The 14,868-nt window shown below is 45.6% G+C and carries 18 protein-coding genes; 10 read left to right on the top strand and 8 right to left on the bottom strand.

What is annotated here, in order from left to right; translation table 11 throughout:
• Positions 1-100: 100 nt before the first annotated feature.
• Positions 101-844, bottom strand: a complete 744-nt coding sequence (locus tag C7R93_RS24010) for a cupin domain-containing protein (protein WP_106841181.1) — start codon at positions 842-844, stop codon at positions 101-103.
• Positions 845-1,022: 178 nt separating this feature from the next.
• On the opposite strand from C7R93_RS24010, the gene C7R93_RS24005 reads away from it, so the two are divergent.
• The 6 genes from C7R93_RS24005 (at position 1,023) to C7R93_RS23980 (ending at position 5,357) form a co-directional block, all read left to right on the top strand.
• Positions 1,023-1,808, top strand: a complete 786-nt coding sequence (locus tag C7R93_RS24005; RefSeq protein WP_106841180.1) for a metallophosphoesterase family protein — start codon at positions 1,023-1,025, stop codon at positions 1,806-1,808.
• A 171-nt stretch (positions 1,809-1,979) separates the two neighbouring features.
• Positions 1,980-2,408: a disulfide oxidoreductase gene (locus C7R93_RS24000; RefSeq protein WP_047072664.1), complete on the top strand. Its 429-nt coding sequence runs from the start codon at positions 1,980-1,982 to the stop codon at positions 2,406-2,408.
• Between the two features lie 3 nt (positions 2,409-2,411).
• On the top strand, positions 2,412-2,882 hold the full coding sequence (locus C7R93_RS23995; RefSeq protein ID WP_106841179.1) for a thioredoxin family protein: 471 nt from the start codon (positions 2,412-2,414) through the stop codon (positions 2,880-2,882).
• Between the two features lie 176 nt (positions 2,883-3,058).
• Entirely contained in the window at positions 3,059-3,928 is an 870-nt protein-coding gene (ctaG, locus tag C7R93_RS23990) for a cytochrome c oxidase assembly factor CtaG (RefSeq protein ID WP_106841178.1), read from the top strand.
• A 34-nt stretch (positions 3,929-3,962) separates the two neighbouring features.
• Complete coding sequence (locus C7R93_RS23985) at positions 3,963-4,577, top strand: SCO family protein (protein ID WP_106841177.1); 615 nt, start codon at positions 3,963-3,965, stop codon at positions 4,575-4,577.
• A gap of 6 nt (positions 4,578-4,583) precedes the next feature.
• A complete protein-coding gene (locus C7R93_RS23980) occupies positions 4,584-5,357 on the top strand; it encodes a FixH family protein (RefSeq protein ID WP_106841176.1) in 774 nt (257 codons plus the stop codon).
• A gap of 59 nt (positions 5,358-5,416) precedes the next feature.
• Here C7R93_RS23980 and C7R93_RS23975 read toward each other — a convergent pair whose 3' ends face one another.
• Entirely contained in the window at positions 5,417-5,746 is a 330-nt protein-coding gene (locus tag C7R93_RS23975) for a transporter (RefSeq protein WP_106841175.1), read from the bottom strand.
• 148 nt (positions 5,747-5,894) lie between these two features.
• A complete protein-coding gene (locus C7R93_RS23970; RefSeq protein ID WP_106841174.1) occupies positions 5,895-7,061 on the bottom strand; it encodes a UDP-N-acetylmuramoyl-tripeptide--D-alanyl-D-alanine ligase in 1,167 nt (388 codons plus the stop codon).
• Between the two features lie 151 nt (positions 7,062-7,212).
• On the opposite strand from C7R93_RS23970, the gene C7R93_RS23965 reads away from it, so the two are divergent.
• Together C7R93_RS23965 and C7R93_RS23960 are read left to right on the top strand one after the other, a co-directional pair.
• Positions 7,213-8,280 (top strand): CapA family protein, encoded by a 1,068-nt coding sequence (locus C7R93_RS23965; protein WP_244191646.1) that lies wholly within the window; start codon positions 7,213-7,215, stop codon positions 8,278-8,280.
• Between the two features lie 151 nt (positions 8,281-8,431).
• Positions 8,432-9,400, top strand: coding sequence for a GNAT family N-acetyltransferase (locus C7R93_RS23960; protein ID WP_106841173.1), 969 nt, complete (start codon positions 8,432-8,434; stop codon positions 9,398-9,400).
• Between the two features lie 68 nt (positions 9,401-9,468).
• Here the strand turns inward: C7R93_RS23960 and C7R93_RS23955 are convergent, their stop codons facing one another.
• From C7R93_RS23955 to C7R93_RS23935, 5 genes are all read right to left on the bottom strand, one after another.
• Positions 9,469-9,972: a CarD family transcriptional regulator gene (locus tag C7R93_RS23955; RefSeq protein WP_106841172.1), complete on the bottom strand. Its 504-nt coding sequence runs from the start codon at positions 9,970-9,972 to the stop codon at positions 9,469-9,471.
• Positions 9,973-10,074: 102 nt separating this feature from the next.
• Positions 10,075-10,542 carry a DMT family transporter gene (locus C7R93_RS23950; RefSeq protein ID WP_106841171.1) on the bottom strand — a complete coding sequence of 156 codons (468 nt, stop codon included), beginning with the start codon at positions 10,540-10,542 and terminating at the stop codon, positions 10,075-10,077.
• A gap of 21 nt (positions 10,543-10,563) precedes the next feature.
• Positions 10,564-11,262, bottom strand: coding sequence for a Crp/Fnr family transcriptional regulator (locus tag C7R93_RS23945; protein WP_106841170.1), 699 nt, complete (start codon positions 11,260-11,262; stop codon positions 10,564-10,566).
• 23 nt (positions 11,263-11,285) lie between these two features.
• On the bottom strand, positions 11,286-11,711 hold the full coding sequence (locus C7R93_RS23940) for a DMT family transporter (protein ID WP_106841169.1): 426 nt from the start codon (positions 11,709-11,711) through the stop codon (positions 11,286-11,288).
• Positions 11,712-11,846: 135 nt separating this feature from the next.
• Complete coding sequence (locus C7R93_RS23935) at positions 11,847-12,341, bottom strand: DUF1648 domain-containing protein (RefSeq protein WP_106841168.1); 495 nt, start codon at positions 12,339-12,341, stop codon at positions 11,847-11,849.
• Positions 12,342-12,919: 578 nt separating this feature from the next.
• Between C7R93_RS23935 and C7R93_RS23930 the strand changes: the two genes are divergently transcribed.
• Together C7R93_RS23930 and C7R93_RS23925 are read left to right on the top strand one after the other, a co-directional pair.
• Positions 12,920-13,711: a DUF2935 domain-containing protein gene (locus C7R93_RS23930; protein ID WP_106841167.1), complete on the top strand. Its 792-nt coding sequence runs from the start codon at positions 12,920-12,922 to the stop codon at positions 13,709-13,711.
• Between the two features lie 244 nt (positions 13,712-13,955).
• Positions 13,956-14,819 carry a discoidin domain-containing protein gene (locus tag C7R93_RS23925; protein ID WP_106841166.1) on the top strand — a complete coding sequence of 288 codons (864 nt, stop codon included), beginning with the start codon at positions 13,956-13,958 and terminating at the stop codon, positions 14,817-14,819.
• The last annotated feature ends 49 nt before the right edge of the window (positions 14,820-14,868 follow it).

The raw sequence follows: 14,868 nt of genomic DNA, 5'->3' as shown, positions 1-14,868 counted from the left end.
TCTCCCCTTCTTCTTTGAAAATGTTCTACTCCTGATTGTAATAGAAGAATGCCGGATTTGGGAGACCTGCTCATCATCAGAACGCCATCTGTCTTATCATTCAATAAGATGGATAAACGGGCTGTGGCATATATCCGGTATGGTAGGGGCTCGTGCCATATTGCGGATAACCAGTCACTGTGTGCTGTCCATATCCACCCTGCTGCACATAGTTGGCATCGTAATAACCGTAACTGTCTGGCAGTTGGCTCGAGTAACCATAGTACGGATACTGACTTGAGGCAGCTCTATCTGGTAACTGCCCTTGCTGCTGACATCCTACTGGCGGTCCAATCACGACTGTTTTGGTGAGAGGCGCAAATGTTTCTTTTACCTTTGCTTCGTCTAAACAATACGTATGTGCCCACACACTCGCTGGAGTCAAACGCAAAATATCCGAGCCAAAGATCACCTCAGGAGTAGGCGCATCAAAAATAGCCAGTAAGTGCGTATCGTCAGTCAAGGCCATTTCATAGTGCCACCAGCCCTGCGGGATATTGGCAACTTGTCTCGGTTTAATATTGTAATTGAGCAATTGATTGGTAAAAGGATTGATTAAGGACACAATGGCCTCACCCGCGATGCAGTATACCAGCTCCGATGCATTTTGATGGATGTGTGGCTCGACAACATTTCCGGTTGTCAGAAAAATATCTAGCAACGAACTGTTTCCTAATGTATTTAATTGTGCGATCCCTAGGGAATCGATGAAGTTCCGATCGTCCTTTTTGAAAAACAGATTATTTCTCATATCGTACGTGAACTGAGTATTTGGCGATGTGTAGTCGCGATAGGAAGTAGCCATCTGTCGTTTGATCCTCCCACCGTATGGGTATTTGACTCATTTTTGTATCTCTATTCCCGTTCACAAAATATGTGCACCCATCTATACAAACGAGCAAGAGACACCCCTTTCACCCTCCACTTTGCACAAACATATCCTACTAAAAGGCATAACGGGTAATCGAGGAGGATGATCTTGTTTGGCTACTTATTTGGTCTCGGACATACATGGTCAGAATCAGGCTTTTCAAAAGGCGCTGCGGGACGTTTCCTTCTCCCCTCAGGCTGGTAATCGGCTGTACGTATTGGGGGACATGATCGATCGGGGTCCTGAATCAAAGGAAGTTTTGCTCGATCTACTCGCTCTTCGGCAGGCGTACCCGAACCAAATCTATCTCTTAAAAGGCAACCACGAGCAAATGCTTGAGGATTGGCTGTCTGGCAACGGCAATCCGGAGTTATACCTGCGCTACAATGGCGGCGATGCCACCATACGCTCTTTCTTAGGGAATCACCCGCTGCGGCGAGCTTTTCTTAACCGGATGCCTTCTTTGCAGGAACAAGAAGAAGCGCGGCAATTCATCCTTTCTCGCTATCCAACAATTTTACCGGCCTTGTCCTCTCTTCCTTTGTATATAGAGCTGCCAGCCGATCCGAGAACAGGCGCTCCAGCCGTACTTTTGGTCCACGCAGGAATTCGACCCGGCATCCCCTTGCAGGAACAAAATCCGCATGATTTACTATGGATTCGCGAGCCTTTTTACCTTTATTATGATGGAGAGCTCCCTGTCATCTTTGGCCATACACCTGTTCCAGGATTACCTCAATACACAGGCAACGGTCCTTGGCGCAGAGACAATATAGTCGGCATTGATGGTGGTGCAGGATATTGGCGAGGCGTCATGCTTGTCGAATGGCCTTCTCTCCAATCCATTTTCGTACCGATTCGGGATAGGCAATCCTCCCCACAAGTTCGGGTCTACTGATCATGCTCGGAAAAACTGGGAGCTTACGCACGGGTGCTCCTACCTGCTGCAAGCGCATCGGGTAGTGCATCCAGTATGATGCAGGAGACAAGCCCATTCATTCAATAAATTATTACTTTTTATAATCAACTTTCGATTTGTAATATGTTAAGATATGAACGAGGTGTTTATATGAAACGTCAGCAAATCGTGGAACAAGCCATGTTTGCCGCATGGGGAGTCTCCTTAATCGCCACAGGAGGCAGTTTGTTTTTTTCAGAGGTGTTAAAGTACATACCGTGTGACCTGTGCTGGTACCAGCGAATCTTGATGTACCCGCTCGTCATCTTACTCGGGGTCGCCTCCGCGAAAAAAGATGACAAGATCGCGTCGTACGCCTTGATTCTCTCCATCATAGGAGGACTCACATCTCTGTATCATTACTCGATTCAAAAAATACCTGCCCTGCAAGATCTGGGTAGTGCTTGCGGCATTGTGCCATGCAACACGGACTATATTAACTGGCTTGGGTTTATCACCATTCCGTTCCTTGCTCTCATTGCCTTCACCTTGATCAGTATCCTGCTTGTCATCGTTATGAAAAATGCAAAGGAGAAATGATTCATGAAGAAAATCATCTTTCTATCCATCCTTGTTGCTGCTATCCTGATCGGTGCGATCGTGTACGCTGATATTTCGAACCGACAGCTTGCGGAAGGAAACCCTTATGGTAAAGCCAATTTGCACCCCGCCACTCTCGAACAATTGAGTGACCCGCTGTACGATAATCTCATCATGCCTGATGAGCTCAAAACCAAGCTCGATAATCAGGAGGACATGTTTGTATACTACTTCAGTCCACTCTGCGAGCATTGCAAAGCGACCACGCCTGTCTTGGTGCCGATTGTCAAAAGCTTGGATATCGACATGAAAAAGCACAACCTGCTTGAATTCAATGGCAGCTACAACAATTACCAGATCGAGTTTACCCCGACCCTTGTTCATTACAAGGGCGGCAAGGAAGTGGCTCGACTCGTCGGCGGACGCGATGCAAGCGAATGGAAAACTTGGTTGGAAGAACAGAAAAAATCATAACGTGTGGTAGCCTCCCTCGATTCTTTGCGGGAGGCTCTTTTCATTTGGACATACGTGACAAATATGTGAAGATTTCCGTTCCCTTGGAAGAAATAGCCCGAACGAGTCATTAGGCTTTTCCAGTTATTTGCCTATAATGAGTACTGGGGATAATCCTTGAAAACGGAGGTAATCGCATGACCCTCACTTATTTCACTGAAACCTTTGGCTTTCGAGCGACATGGAATCCAGAGCTGATTCTTCTGACCTTCTTGATCGGTCTGGCTTATTTCGCGCTGATCGGACCATTACGCCAAACTTTTCAAGATTCCACACCTGTTACTCGCAAGCAAAAGACTTTTTTCACTCTCGGCTTAATCGGTTTTTACTTTAGTATGGGGAGTCCCTTGAACGTAGCTGGGCATTTTTTGTTTAGCGCCCACATGCTGCAGCAGTCGCTGCTCTATCTCGCGATGCCCTTGCTGCTCTTGGCAGGGACTCCGTCATGGCTGATCCGCTCCCTGTTCTATCGCCGGGGGCTCAAGACTTTCATGCGTATAGCGAGTCACCCGATACCCGCTATTCTCATGTTCAATGCCCTGTTCTCGTTTTACCATATGCCAGTTATTTTAGACTTGGCGATGAACAACCTGGCCCTCCATAATTTGATTCATTTACTGCTGCTGGTAACAGCGATTTTGATGTGGATGCCTGTTATCGCACCGATACCGGAAATTCATCGTCTGTCGGAACTACAAAAGCTTGCCTACATCTTTGCTAACGGTGTTTTGATTACACCTGCGTGCGCACTGATTATTTTTTCAGCAACACCATTGTATACGACATATGTAGACGGTCCTTCCATGCTCTGCGCTCCATTCTTTTCCACGCCGATCGACAAATCGATGTTCGCCGTTCCACTGCCCCCTCTGGAAGATCAACGGCTGGGCGGAATTGTGATGAAGCTCATGCAGGAGCTAACGTACGGGGTCGTCTTGGCTTACATCTTCGCTACCTGGTATCGAAAAGAAAAGAATCAGGAAGAGGACGGACTCATGACGCCATAGCCAAAAAGAATCAGAAAGGAGGCGACACACACACGTGAATATCGCCCCTGCTACCGCTATCCGAATCAGACGGTTGCTCTTGCTATTACCCATCCTTGTCCTAATTGTTCTTGTCGCTTCTTGGGTTTGGTTCGGACCCAAAAACGCCCAGGCGAAATTACCAGATGATGTGACTTTGCAAACAATCGATGGACAATCCTATTCGTTAGCACCGCAAAAGAAAACGTTTCGTTTGGTGGAGCTGATTTATACTCGTTGCCCGGATATTTGTCCTACGACAACGGTAAAAATGGTTCAGCTGCAAAAACGCTTGCTTGAAGCAAACTTGATGGGGCAAAACGTTGAGTTTTTGACCATCACGATTGATCCGCAAAACGATACCCCTGATGTCATGCGTTACTACGCCAAGCAGTTGGGGATTCAAGAGCAAGGCTGGACCCTGCTTAGGGGTGATGACGAAACGATCAAAACGGTTACAAATTCACTTGGCTTTTTGGCCAATAAGATGGAAGATGGATTTATCTCTCATACAACGAGTACGTATCTTGTGGATGATAACAATACCGTCATTCAAAAATTCGGCATGGGAGACGATTTCGATCCCGAACAAATTTATCAGGAACTGTTGAAATTGAAGAAGGAAGGGTAATCCAACATGAAACGTACAATGATTCTGCTCTTATCCATGCTCATGCTCCTTTTAGCCGCTTGTGGAAAAGAGAACGATCAACAAGCCTTGCTACCCGGATCTCCCGTCGAGGCTGCCTTTACATTGGAACCAAAGGAACTTGTAGCCGGCGACACGGTTACCTTCTCGGTTAAAGTCACACAAGATGGACAACCCGTGGACGATGCCAAGGAAGTGAAGTTCGAATGGTGGAAGGATGGACAAGAAAAACATGAAACGATCCCGGCTGCGCTGCAAGGAGACGGTGTCTACACGGCCCAACAAACCATTAGCGAGCCAGGTTCCTATTTTGTCTACTACCATGTAACGGCACGTGATTTCCACAACATGCAGAAGACACCGTTTACCGTAAACAGCAAGGCTGGCGATACTCCTGGGGCAACGTCATCCGCTCCTCAAGCTGGCACAGGTCAGTCACACGATCATGGGGCGGCAGGTCACGCGAATGCGGAAACAGTGGATTATCATTTCTCCCCAGCCGACAATATTCAAGTAGTAACACCAGCTGCTCTCACGGTTCATCTCATGAAAGACAACAAAGCATTGGACAAAGCGACAGTCAAATTCGAGTTCTGGCAGGGAAATGACGTGAAGCACAGCTTCGCCGATGCAACGGAAACTGCGGCAGGACAGTATGTAGGTAACGTACAGTTCCCTACCGCCGGGGATTATACCGTGAAGGTCCATGTGGAAAAAGGAGACATACATGATCACAAGGATTTTTCACTCTCAATAAAATAAGTACTTCAAAATAAAAAGGCCATCCTCCCAGGGAATGGCCTTTTTGCTGATAAAGGTAGTCAGCAGGTAAAATAGGAAATTCGATTCAAGTCTGTCCCGTAATACTCCCACCGATTTCTTCTCCAGCGGTATCCGGCTACAGAGTTACGACTGACATAGACGGGGTAAAACCAGAAAGACCTACCATTGCGCAGCCAAACGTATGTGTAGCGATATAAACAGGGATAGAAACCGCCTGCATCAATCCTGCGTGTCCCCCCGTAGCCTCTTGCTCCCGGTGCACTTGGCGTCCTGCCCGGCGGAGGACCCGGTGGTGGCGGAGGGAAACCTCCCGGCGCACCGGAGGAACCTGGATAGCCTGGGGAACCAGGTGGAAATTGATATGACATGACATGTCACCTCCTACAAGTCTCCCTATAGGAGATGCAGCAAACGCACAGATGGTATGTGCGTTTGCCCGCCGTCATTCACCTATTTTTTCCGCAATTGCCTGTAGGCAAATCCCTTGTCCGCCACCCCGCAGGTGTCCCCACTCTTTCATCCATTCTGCAGGTTTCGATTGGCTGTTACCCTGCACAAAAATTGTACAGTCTCTCCCATTTTCAACCGATTCGATCCTTTTACGAGGAATGCTGTATTTGGCTTCAACTGTTTTGCTAGACACCGATGCAAGCCTGCCTTACTCAAGCAATGTCTGACCCGATTTGCTGGAAATCCGGAGCGAATCGCTGCTCTGGCAATATACCTAGCACTTCTTCCCAGTGTATATAAGAAGTCTACATTTTTTTGACTCAAATATTTTCCGACATCCTCATGACCTTTCACGTCATATTTGCCCATTTCCAGCATACTGGCGAGCACCGCAATCTTTGTGGTATGCCCTACCTGGCTTAACACATCAATTGCTGCCTTGGCCGCATCCGGATTCGAGCTGTAGGTATCATCCAGCACCTGAATGTTATCCGCGAGGCGATAGCAAGTTAGTCGTTTGCGCTGTCCGCGAAACTGACTTAATCCGCGACGAATAACATCGACGGGAATCCCCATCGTATGCGCGACAGCAATAGCAGCCAAAGCGTTGGACAAATTATGCTCTCCCGGAATAGGGACAAAAAATGACTCCTTCTCTCCGCGTAAAGAACATTCGAATCGAAACCCATTGTCCTCTAATTTCGTTCGGCCCGCCTTATAGTCCGCCTCCTGCCCCTTGCCAAATGTCACGATTTTTCCTAAGAACGACCCCAGGTAAGGCTGTTGAATAAACTCGCGAGAAAAGGGACAGTCCCAATTGAGAAAAATGGTTCCCGTGGATTTCAAATGACGAATTAACTCCGTTTTGGCTAACGCCAGCAGCCTGACATCCCCGCCAAAATTGCCGATATGAGCCGTGCCAATATTCGTGATAACTCCCATCGACGGCTGTATGATTTTGCAATGTTGCCGCAAATGGCCGCTTCGATAAATACCATACTCAAGCACTACGGCCTTGTGCTCGTCCCGAATTCTTTTGGTATGCGCTCGTGTATTTCCCAGGAAGTTCTTGTTGTACATCGATTTATATGTGGGCATGCGTAGATTCAGGATGGAATAGATCATTTCCTTTGTTGTGGTCTTCCCTGCACTTCCCGTCACAGCGATAACCGGCTTGTCGAGAATCAGTGTCTTTACAGGTACAACAGCTCTTCTCTTCTTTTTCACGGGCATCACCCCTTTGCCTCGTTCTTCTCTCGATCAGCTTTCCTATTGTATGAACGGCATAGACAGCCTGTATAGACCATTATCTATGAAAACGTTCCGCTACTATCCAAATCAGACGGACGACTTCTGGAATAGAGTAGGAGGGGAGGTGAAGCGCATGAAAAAAAAGGCCACCATTGCCGCTGTAGGCGACATCCTGATGTGGAAAGAACAGGTGGCAACTGCCAGCCTGCCAGGAGGCAATCAATTTTCTTTTACGAATATGTTTCTTCCCGTGGCACCGATTCTCTCAGCGGCGGATCTCACGATTGGCAATTTAGAAACCACCTTTTCCGGGAAAACACAGCCCTATCAAATCGGTTCGGCACGAACCGGTTACCCCCGCTTCAACTGTCCAGATGAACTGGCTCGGGACTTGAAAACATCTGGATTTGACGTATTGACTACAGTGAATAACCACTGTTTGGATGGCGGGGTAACCGGACTATGCCGAACCCTTGATGTTTTGGATCGATACAAGCTTGCTCATACCGGAACCTATCGAAGCCCCGAGGAGGCGAATACCTACCTGATCAAGGAAGTAAACGGCATTCGCATCGCCCTGCTTGCTTACACCTACGGGACAAACAAGCAGGTAATCCCCGCTCAAACACCATGGATTGTCCGACTCCTGCAGCTTGACACGATATTATCCGACTTAAGAAAAGTCCGTCCTCTCGTCGATCTTGTGATCATCTCTCTTCACTTTGGGATTGAATTCCGTTATACACCGACGACTCGTCAGCGACAGCTCGTACAAAGCCTGCTCGACAACGGTGCTGATGTCATCCTCGGGGCTCATCCACATGTTCTGCAACCCGTTGTCACCCCGAGTATCACGACGGCTCAAGGAACAAAGAAACAAACCCTCGTCGCTTACTCTTTGGGCAATTTCACATCTGAGAAAATGCTCTCGTTTGATCAATCCCAGTGCGGGGCAATCCTGCGATTTACTGTCGAAAAGGATGAGAGGAATCAGATTTCACTCGAGCAAATTTCGGTCATCCCGACGTATTCGCAACGATATGTAAGTCAAGGGCGTATATGCTTTCGTGTCATCCCCATGCGTTCGTATCTGAAAAGCCCTGATCTATATTTGCGACCTTTGCATAGAAAAAAGCTCCAGTTGCTGTGGAATCGCGCCATCCGCATCATAGGTAGGTCGCGGGGGGTATTGATTGAATAACACTGGAGCAAACGAGGGAGCGGGCATTTTGCTCCCTACCCTCCCTATTTTTCTACATAGACGACGATTGACGATTCGCAGAACATTTTGGTAAAATCCAATTGTAACTAACAAAAATACTTTAGATGGTTACAAAGGAGAGATTACTTGCATGATCACCGTTCGCCGTATCCACTCGGAGGATTTACCTGCATTTATTGCATTCCCGGACCACCCTGCGTCAGTTCGAGATGATATTGCCGCTTACCTCGATAAAATGTTCACACAAGGAGCTATGCGCAAGGACTGGTGCTTCGTTCTGGAGGTACATGGTAAGATAACTGGTCGTCTCGCCTTCTGGACATTGCCTGGAAGTAAGCAAGCGTCTGATTTGGTATTGTGGGAGCTACCATGGAAAGAAACAGAATGTCATTCACTCGGAGCTCATTTCTTACGCGAAGTCTTCACACTCATGGCGGGAAATCTTACGGAGAAAATCGGCTATGTTCTGGATTCACCTTCCTCCTCTCCTCAATGGCAAACGGATCACCAAGAGCGAAGAAATGTTCTGGAAGGGCTCGGCTTTCGGATCAGCCGGGAAACAAACCGATTCGAATGGCATACTCCGATTGAGGCAACTGCAATACCGTCACAAGAAACGAATGACAGAATCGTGTACCGCAGTCTTTCTGAGGTTGGCGAGGCTGCATTTGTGGATGCCATCCTGCGTGTCTCGCAATTCACGCATGATCAACAAATTACAGAGGAGCGCTTGGAAAAAGGCCCTCTAGCCCAAGCACAGGAAATGTTCCAAGATTTGCAACAAATGAAATACGAACCGGAATGGTGGCAGCTTGCCTATACAGCCAATAATGAGCTCATTGGTTTTTTGATGCCTACGGTCAGCCCTACCTTTGCTACGATTGGATACATCGGTGTTCTCCCCGAGCAAAGAGGACACGGCTATATTGATCGATTGCTGAAGCAGGCCACAGAAGTTCTGGTACAAGCAGGCAAAACATACATCCGTGCAGATACCGATGTAAAAAACACGCCAATGGCCAAAGCCTTTTTACGTGCTGGATATTACCAGTTTGCCAGTCGCCAAGAATTTTCCCTAGATCATGACTCGTTGCTCTAACGGACAAACAAAAAAGGGGGCGATTGCAATAACAATCACTCCCCTTGCTTACCTTGTATAGACAATATTTATGGCACAATCTCAGACATTTCTTCTGGGCATACAGCTTGCTTTAGCATCTCTGTTGCCTGTTCCGTATCTACGTCTTTTACAAGTTCAATCTCGCTAACGAGAAGCTGCTGCGCAGTATCCAGCATCATTTTGTCGCTCGTTCCCAATACTTTTTCTTTACTCATGCTAACCAAATCGCGAATGACCTCAGATTGCTCATAAATATCGCCACTCTTCATTTTTTCTGTATGAAGCTTGTAGCGCTGCGCTGCATTCAAGGTGGTGTCGCGCTGCCCCTCTCGTATGGCGGCCAAAACATTCTCCAGAATGTCTGCTTCGACCACCTTTCGGATACCAAGAGCGGACATCTTTTCAACCGGGACCATGATGTTTAACTCTTTCAGCAGCATGTTGAGCACATAATAGAGGTGTTTTTCACCCAGAAATTCTTTATCCTCCATCGCCTCGATTACGCCTGCTCCGTGCATCGGATAAAAAACCTTGTCTCCAACTTGAAACATACGTCCACCTCCTTCAAAGCAATCTATATCCATTATAGCACACTTATCGAATTAAAAAATTTTTATTTTATCATGACGTATAAAATTAAGTCAACAAAAAATTTACATCTTACTGATTGAGCGTTTCTGTTGCCATTCGCCACCTAATTTAAATACGATCACACCCCCGACAATGACCAGAACACCAAACCATTGCGTAAAAGTAATCGGCACTTGAACCAGCCCTAACCAGCCGATTGAATCCGACCATAAAGCAAAGCCGAGCTGAGCAGTGAGAACGATGGAGATGGCGTACGTTGGGCCAAGCAGTCTCATCCCTTGCACCAGACAAAAGACCACCCCAACGCCGACCATGCCGCTGAACCAGTACCACGGCTGCATAGATGGAAGCGAGAACAACTGATTTCCTTCCAAAATGAGCCCCATCGCCAAAGACGACAGAAACCCCATCCCAAGAACAAGTGTCGTCGTAGACCATGTTCCTGCCTGTTCACTTACTTTCCTGTTGAAAATATTTTGCAGGCTAACCAGCAAGCCAGCCAGTAACGCGAAGAATAACCCGACTACCATGATTTTGACACTCCTGTCCCATTATTCGTTCAGAATCTCGCTCGCCATTTCAGCTAAACCTTCCCTATCCTTAATCAGGAGGAATCCATTGGCACGCTCAATCAGTCCCTCTTTGCAGAACTGCTGGATGACCCGATTCAAATGTCTGTAGCTCGTTCCAATCATATTCGCTGCATCCAAGAGATTGCTCGTACTGATTTGTTCTCTGTTTTCAGGATTCCACTCTTCTATAGAAACGGATAACAAATAACGAGCGAAACGTACTTCTACGGGGTACAGAAGGTTAAAGCTTAATGAGTTGGACTTTACACAAAATTTTTGCGTAATGATTTGCAGTAAAAATTGCAGGAGGGGAGCGTAGTCTGTTCCGTATTTTTTCAGCCAGCGATAATGAATCCCGATCATCTGAACAGACGAGGCCGCTTCCACCGAATTCATATAAGAAATTCCCCTTACATATTCAATATCTCCGATCACTTCAAGCGGCTTTTTAAAGGAAAGGATCAGTGTTTTTCCTTCGGGAGATGTCGTAAAAACTTTTACTTTTCCCTTCACTAATACATACAGATGATAGGCAGATTCACCCTGGGCACAAATCGGTTCTCCTTGATCAAATTGATACAAGGACAGGTGTGGCAGAAAAGGCTCATGAAAGACAGACGCTAACTGGTGATCATGGAGATATTGTTGCAAAAGCTCACGATTTTCGATTTCCTTCATTCCTCGGTTTCACCCTTTCGCCATCAGGCTCTCAGTATCAGCACGCCTAGAATCATCATCCCGATCCCAATAAAATGCGGCAGCTTCATCTTTTGTTTTTTAACACCAAACCACCCATTACTGTCAATGAGAAAAGTCAGGCTTAGCTGCGCAATTAAGAGGGCTGAAATCGTCATGGTTACCCCGATATGCTGGATGGCCGTCACATTGCTAAAAATGATAAATGCGGCGAATGCCCCACCTGTCAAATATAACGGCCTCACTCGCCTGTATGCCTGCCATTTTCCATCCCGAAAAAACAACAGGAGTAAAAAAGCTGTGAGGAAGCCCGTTAACTGCGTGAGTGTCGCGGTTTGCCAAGTACCAATATCTTGACTAATTCTTGAATTCGCTACACCTTGCACGGTAATGAAAACGCCGCCCAAAATTGCAAAAATTATTCCTTTCATCCTCTCACCTCACACTGATCTGTTCCTAATTAAAAGGGATGGCAAGGTAGATAGGGAAGGACATATGTCCTTTTGATTTTCATTCCCATAAAACAAAGGAGAGGCCCTTCCTGTTAGAAGGACCTCTCGCGCTTCTCATTGAATCTTTTTTTGTTTCACGATCCCTATCACAAGCAGAACGATCATCCCAATGATCGTGATAGGCAGAAACCACTTTCCAATACCGCCTCCCCATCCTAAAGCTATAGAAACCGACTCCAATAAGATGACGGAAAAAATAATTAAGCAGCTATTTTTTATTTGGTTCACGATTTTTCGACTGTGCAAATAAAACTGCTTGGCATTCGATTCTTGGAAGCGTGCCGGATAATTATGCAGCTCCGGATGCTTTTCGAGTACCTGCATGAGGAAAATGATAAAAACACCAATCCCAGCTAAAAGAAGCAGTTCCCATTTTGAGCCCCAGCGATCTACTTCCCCCAAAGCATTGTAATGGGCAGGGACCTCGTCAGGAAGCTTATTCCATGCAAAGACTAAAAAGAGTATCGATCCCACGAAAAATAAAAAACCAACTACATCCCACAACCATTCGCTGCCTGTCTTTGGTATTTTTATGATAGGTCTCTTCATAATCTCCCCCCTTACTGCTGCTCCTCCTACAAGCATTTTACCATTTATGTCCATTTGGGAGTCAAGGTCCATCCGTTACACACTTCTGGGCGAAAGCTAAAGGCTATACGCCTCTTTTCCATTCACTCTTTGCGGTATCCACTCATGCATAAGCAAGCAAGAAGCTGTCCTCATAGCATATAAAGTACCATCGTTAAGGGGAACGTGTCATGGATCCGATTGAGCATCATAGACAGAGAATGCGTCATCACTTACGGTAAGCAGATCGTTATCGCTCTTTAGCTTTTGAACATCGCCATGATCGCATGCGTCATCATACCTTTAGAGAAAGAGAACACTTCCATCGCATGCGGGCACATCACCACAGAATGCAAATGCATTCGATGCGTCGCTAATGACTTCGAAGACTCCCATTACAGGGAGTTTTTTTGTGGGACAAGCCAATTTAACCCCCCGCGACAATCGTATAAAGAAATAGGCTTCTCTCTTATGTTGATTCTGTGCTCATGCCCACTCACGGAACTGGGTAAACACATAGAAATACAATGATCCATCCAAATTCTTAATCGGAGGTCCATATGACAGATGTATTTGTTGATCGATCATTAGAGGAAATACGTTTTTGGTCTCGCATCATGAAAGAACATTCCCTGTTTCTCAAATTAGGCTTTAACTGCGAAGACACAAAATTGATTGAAGAAGCCAATCGCTTTTACAGTATTTTTGAAGAAATTGAAAGTCAGGCACTTGCCTTTTCTTCTGATGTAGATCCTCAACGAATCTATGACTTTAATCGAGTCGTTCACAATGCCGTTTCGTATATTTGGGCTTTCAAACGCAAAGTACTCGGACTCATTATCCGTTGTAAAATCGGTGGTAACAACTTTCCGCTGTTAGTCGATCACGTGAGCAGGGAAGCCAACTATTTTCGAAATCGATTAGAACAATTGAATACGGGAAACCTTGATCCCTTACCTGATGCGGTGATTAATGAGAATGTCTTCTTTCTACGAATCATGGCTGACCATGCCAAATTTATTAACCATTTGCTCGATCCTTCCGAAAGAAAGCTAGTGGAACAAGCTAGGGAATTTAGTCATGACTTTGATCAATTATTGTTCCAAGCTCAGGATCTTGATTCCATGCGCCCCCAGTCACAAACGAAACCACTACTGAATCAGTTCGTGGATCAAAATCGCGTATCAGTCCGTCAATTGCGTGACTTCAAAAAAACAGCTCATGATCTGATTGAGGAATGCAAAGTGAAAAGCATTATCCCCCCATTGCTCGCTGATCATGTATTTAGAGAAGCCTCGCATTTTCTAGAGATTTTAGATGCCTTTGAGGTGTCCCTTTCACACGGAAAGTAGCGAATCTGGAGGAACATCCTCTATCTAACAAAATTCACAATACCAATTCTCAGAATAAGAATAACCCGTCTCCTAAAATCAGGGACGGGTTTTGTATTTCTTGAACTAACTAAATAAAATCCCAGATTCCTCCTTCAATTTGTAATTTATCCCTTTTTATGTTTTGCTCAAACGAAAGAACTATACTATATTTTTATTGGAAATAGACCGATTATCCATTTTTAACAATTCAAGGAGGTTATTGATGTTTTTAGCAAAAAGGTATCGTAAGCAAATTTTTAGTTTGGCATTCATGTTTTCTGTTATATTTTCTGGTCAAAGCATTGGGCATGCCGAAGATCAAAACTCAGTTGATTTAGTTCCAACTATGACGAGTAACACATCACCTACAGGCATCGCAAGTGCGAATAACATTTGGAGTACAGAAACTGATGCATATAAAGCCTTCGACGATGATGAGAAAACCTATTGGCATCCGGCTAATATTAGTCACTTCCCCTATTATTTGGGGTATGAATTCCCAACTGAAACAGCAGTAGGAAAGTATACGATAAAATTAGCCTCTGACATGACATATAGACATTTAGAAGCTCCTACCACTTGGATGTTGGAAGGATGGAATGGTACTAACTGGATTAGCCTAGACGTAAAAACGAATATAACAGGATGGAAACTTGGTGAGAAAAGAGAATTTACATTTAATAACTCCAAGCCCTATAAAGCGTATCGTTTAAATATTACTGCCAATAATGGGCATGGCAATACTCATACTGTAATAAGTGAAATTGAATTCATGGAAGGAAATGCTGAGATACCAAATCCAGATCCAGACCCAGATCCAGATCCAGATCCAGATCCAAAACCTCAGCCATCTGGTGATAACGCACTTCTTGTTATCAAGATGATCAGTGGACTCGAGAAAGAGTTTGAATTAACTGCATCCGAAGTGCAGAACTTCATCGACTGGTATAATGATCGTGCAGACGGACGTGGAAAAGAAACCTATATGTTCGATAAGGACTTTAACAAGGGACCATTTACTGCTAGAAAAGATTATATAGCATTCAGTAAGATCCAATCCTTTGAAGTCATGGAATATACCAAATAACACGAAGAGGCACCTCCTATAAGACAGGTTGGAGTCTGTAAAATATTCT

The organism is Brevibacillus fortis (assembly GCF_003013395.1).
Taxonomy (GTDB): domain Bacteria; phylum Bacillota; class Bacilli; order Brevibacillales; family Brevibacillaceae; genus Brevibacillus; species Brevibacillus fortis.
The sequence above is the reverse complement of the archived record's forward strand: the minus strand, read 5'-3'. Positions and strand labels throughout refer to the sequence as shown.

Bases quoted from the DNA above. Each gene is read 5' to 3' on its own strand.
- C7R93_RS23970 (WP_106841174.1), bottom strand. From the start codon at position 7,061: ATGCCCGTGAAAAAGAAGAGAAGAGCTGTTGTACCTGTAAAGACACTG.
- C7R93_RS23925 (WP_106841166.1), top strand. From the start codon at position 13,956: ATGTTTTTAGCAAAAAGGTATCGTAAGCAAATTTTTAGTTTGGCATTC.
- C7R93_RS23940 (WP_106841169.1), bottom strand. From the start codon at position 11,711: ATGAAAGGAATAATTTTTGCAATTTTGGGCGGCGTTTTCATTACCGTG.
- C7R93_RS23950 (WP_106841171.1), bottom strand. From the start codon at position 10,542: ATGGTAGTCGGGTTATTCTTCGCGTTACTGGCTGGCTTGCTGGTTAGC.
- C7R93_RS23980 (WP_106841176.1), top strand. From the start codon at position 4,584: ATGAAACGTACAATGATTCTGCTCTTATCCATGCTCATGCTCCTTTTA.
- C7R93_RS23935 (WP_106841168.1), bottom strand. From the start codon at position 12,341: ATGAAGAGACCTATCATAAAAATACCAAAGACAGGCAGCGAATGGTTG.
- C7R93_RS24000 (WP_047072664.1), top strand. From the start codon at position 1,980: ATGAAACGTCAGCAAATCGTGGAACAAGCCATGTTTGCCGCATGGGGA.
- C7R93_RS23955 (WP_106841172.1), bottom strand. From the start codon at position 9,972: ATGTTTCAAGTTGGAGACAAGGTTTTTTATCCGATGCACGGAGCAGGC.
- C7R93_RS23945 (WP_106841170.1), bottom strand. From the start codon at position 11,262: ATGAAGGAAATCGAAAATCGTGAGCTTTTGCAACAATATCTCCATGAT.
- C7R93_RS23975 (WP_106841175.1), bottom strand. From the start codon at position 5,746: ATGTCATATCAATTTCCACCTGGTTCCCCAGGCTATCCAGGTTCCTCC.
- C7R93_RS23930 (WP_106841167.1), top strand. From the start codon at position 12,920: ATGACAGATGTATTTGTTGATCGATCATTAGAGGAAATACGTTTTTGG.
- ctaG (WP_106841178.1), top strand. From the start codon at position 3,059: ATGACCCTCACTTATTTCACTGAAACCTTTGGCTTTCGAGCGACATGG.
- C7R93_RS23960 (WP_106841173.1), top strand. From the start codon at position 8,432: ATGATCACCGTTCGCCGTATCCACTCGGAGGATTTACCTGCATTTATT.
- C7R93_RS23965 (WP_244191646.1), top strand. From the start codon at position 7,213: ATGAAAAAAAAGGCCACCATTGCCGCTGTAGGCGACATCCTGATGTGG.
- C7R93_RS23995 (WP_106841179.1), top strand. From the start codon at position 2,412: ATGAAGAAAATCATCTTTCTATCCATCCTTGTTGCTGCTATCCTGATC.
- C7R93_RS24010 (WP_106841181.1), bottom strand. From the start codon at position 844: ATGGCTACTTCCTATCGCGACTACACATCGCCAAATACTCAGTTCACG.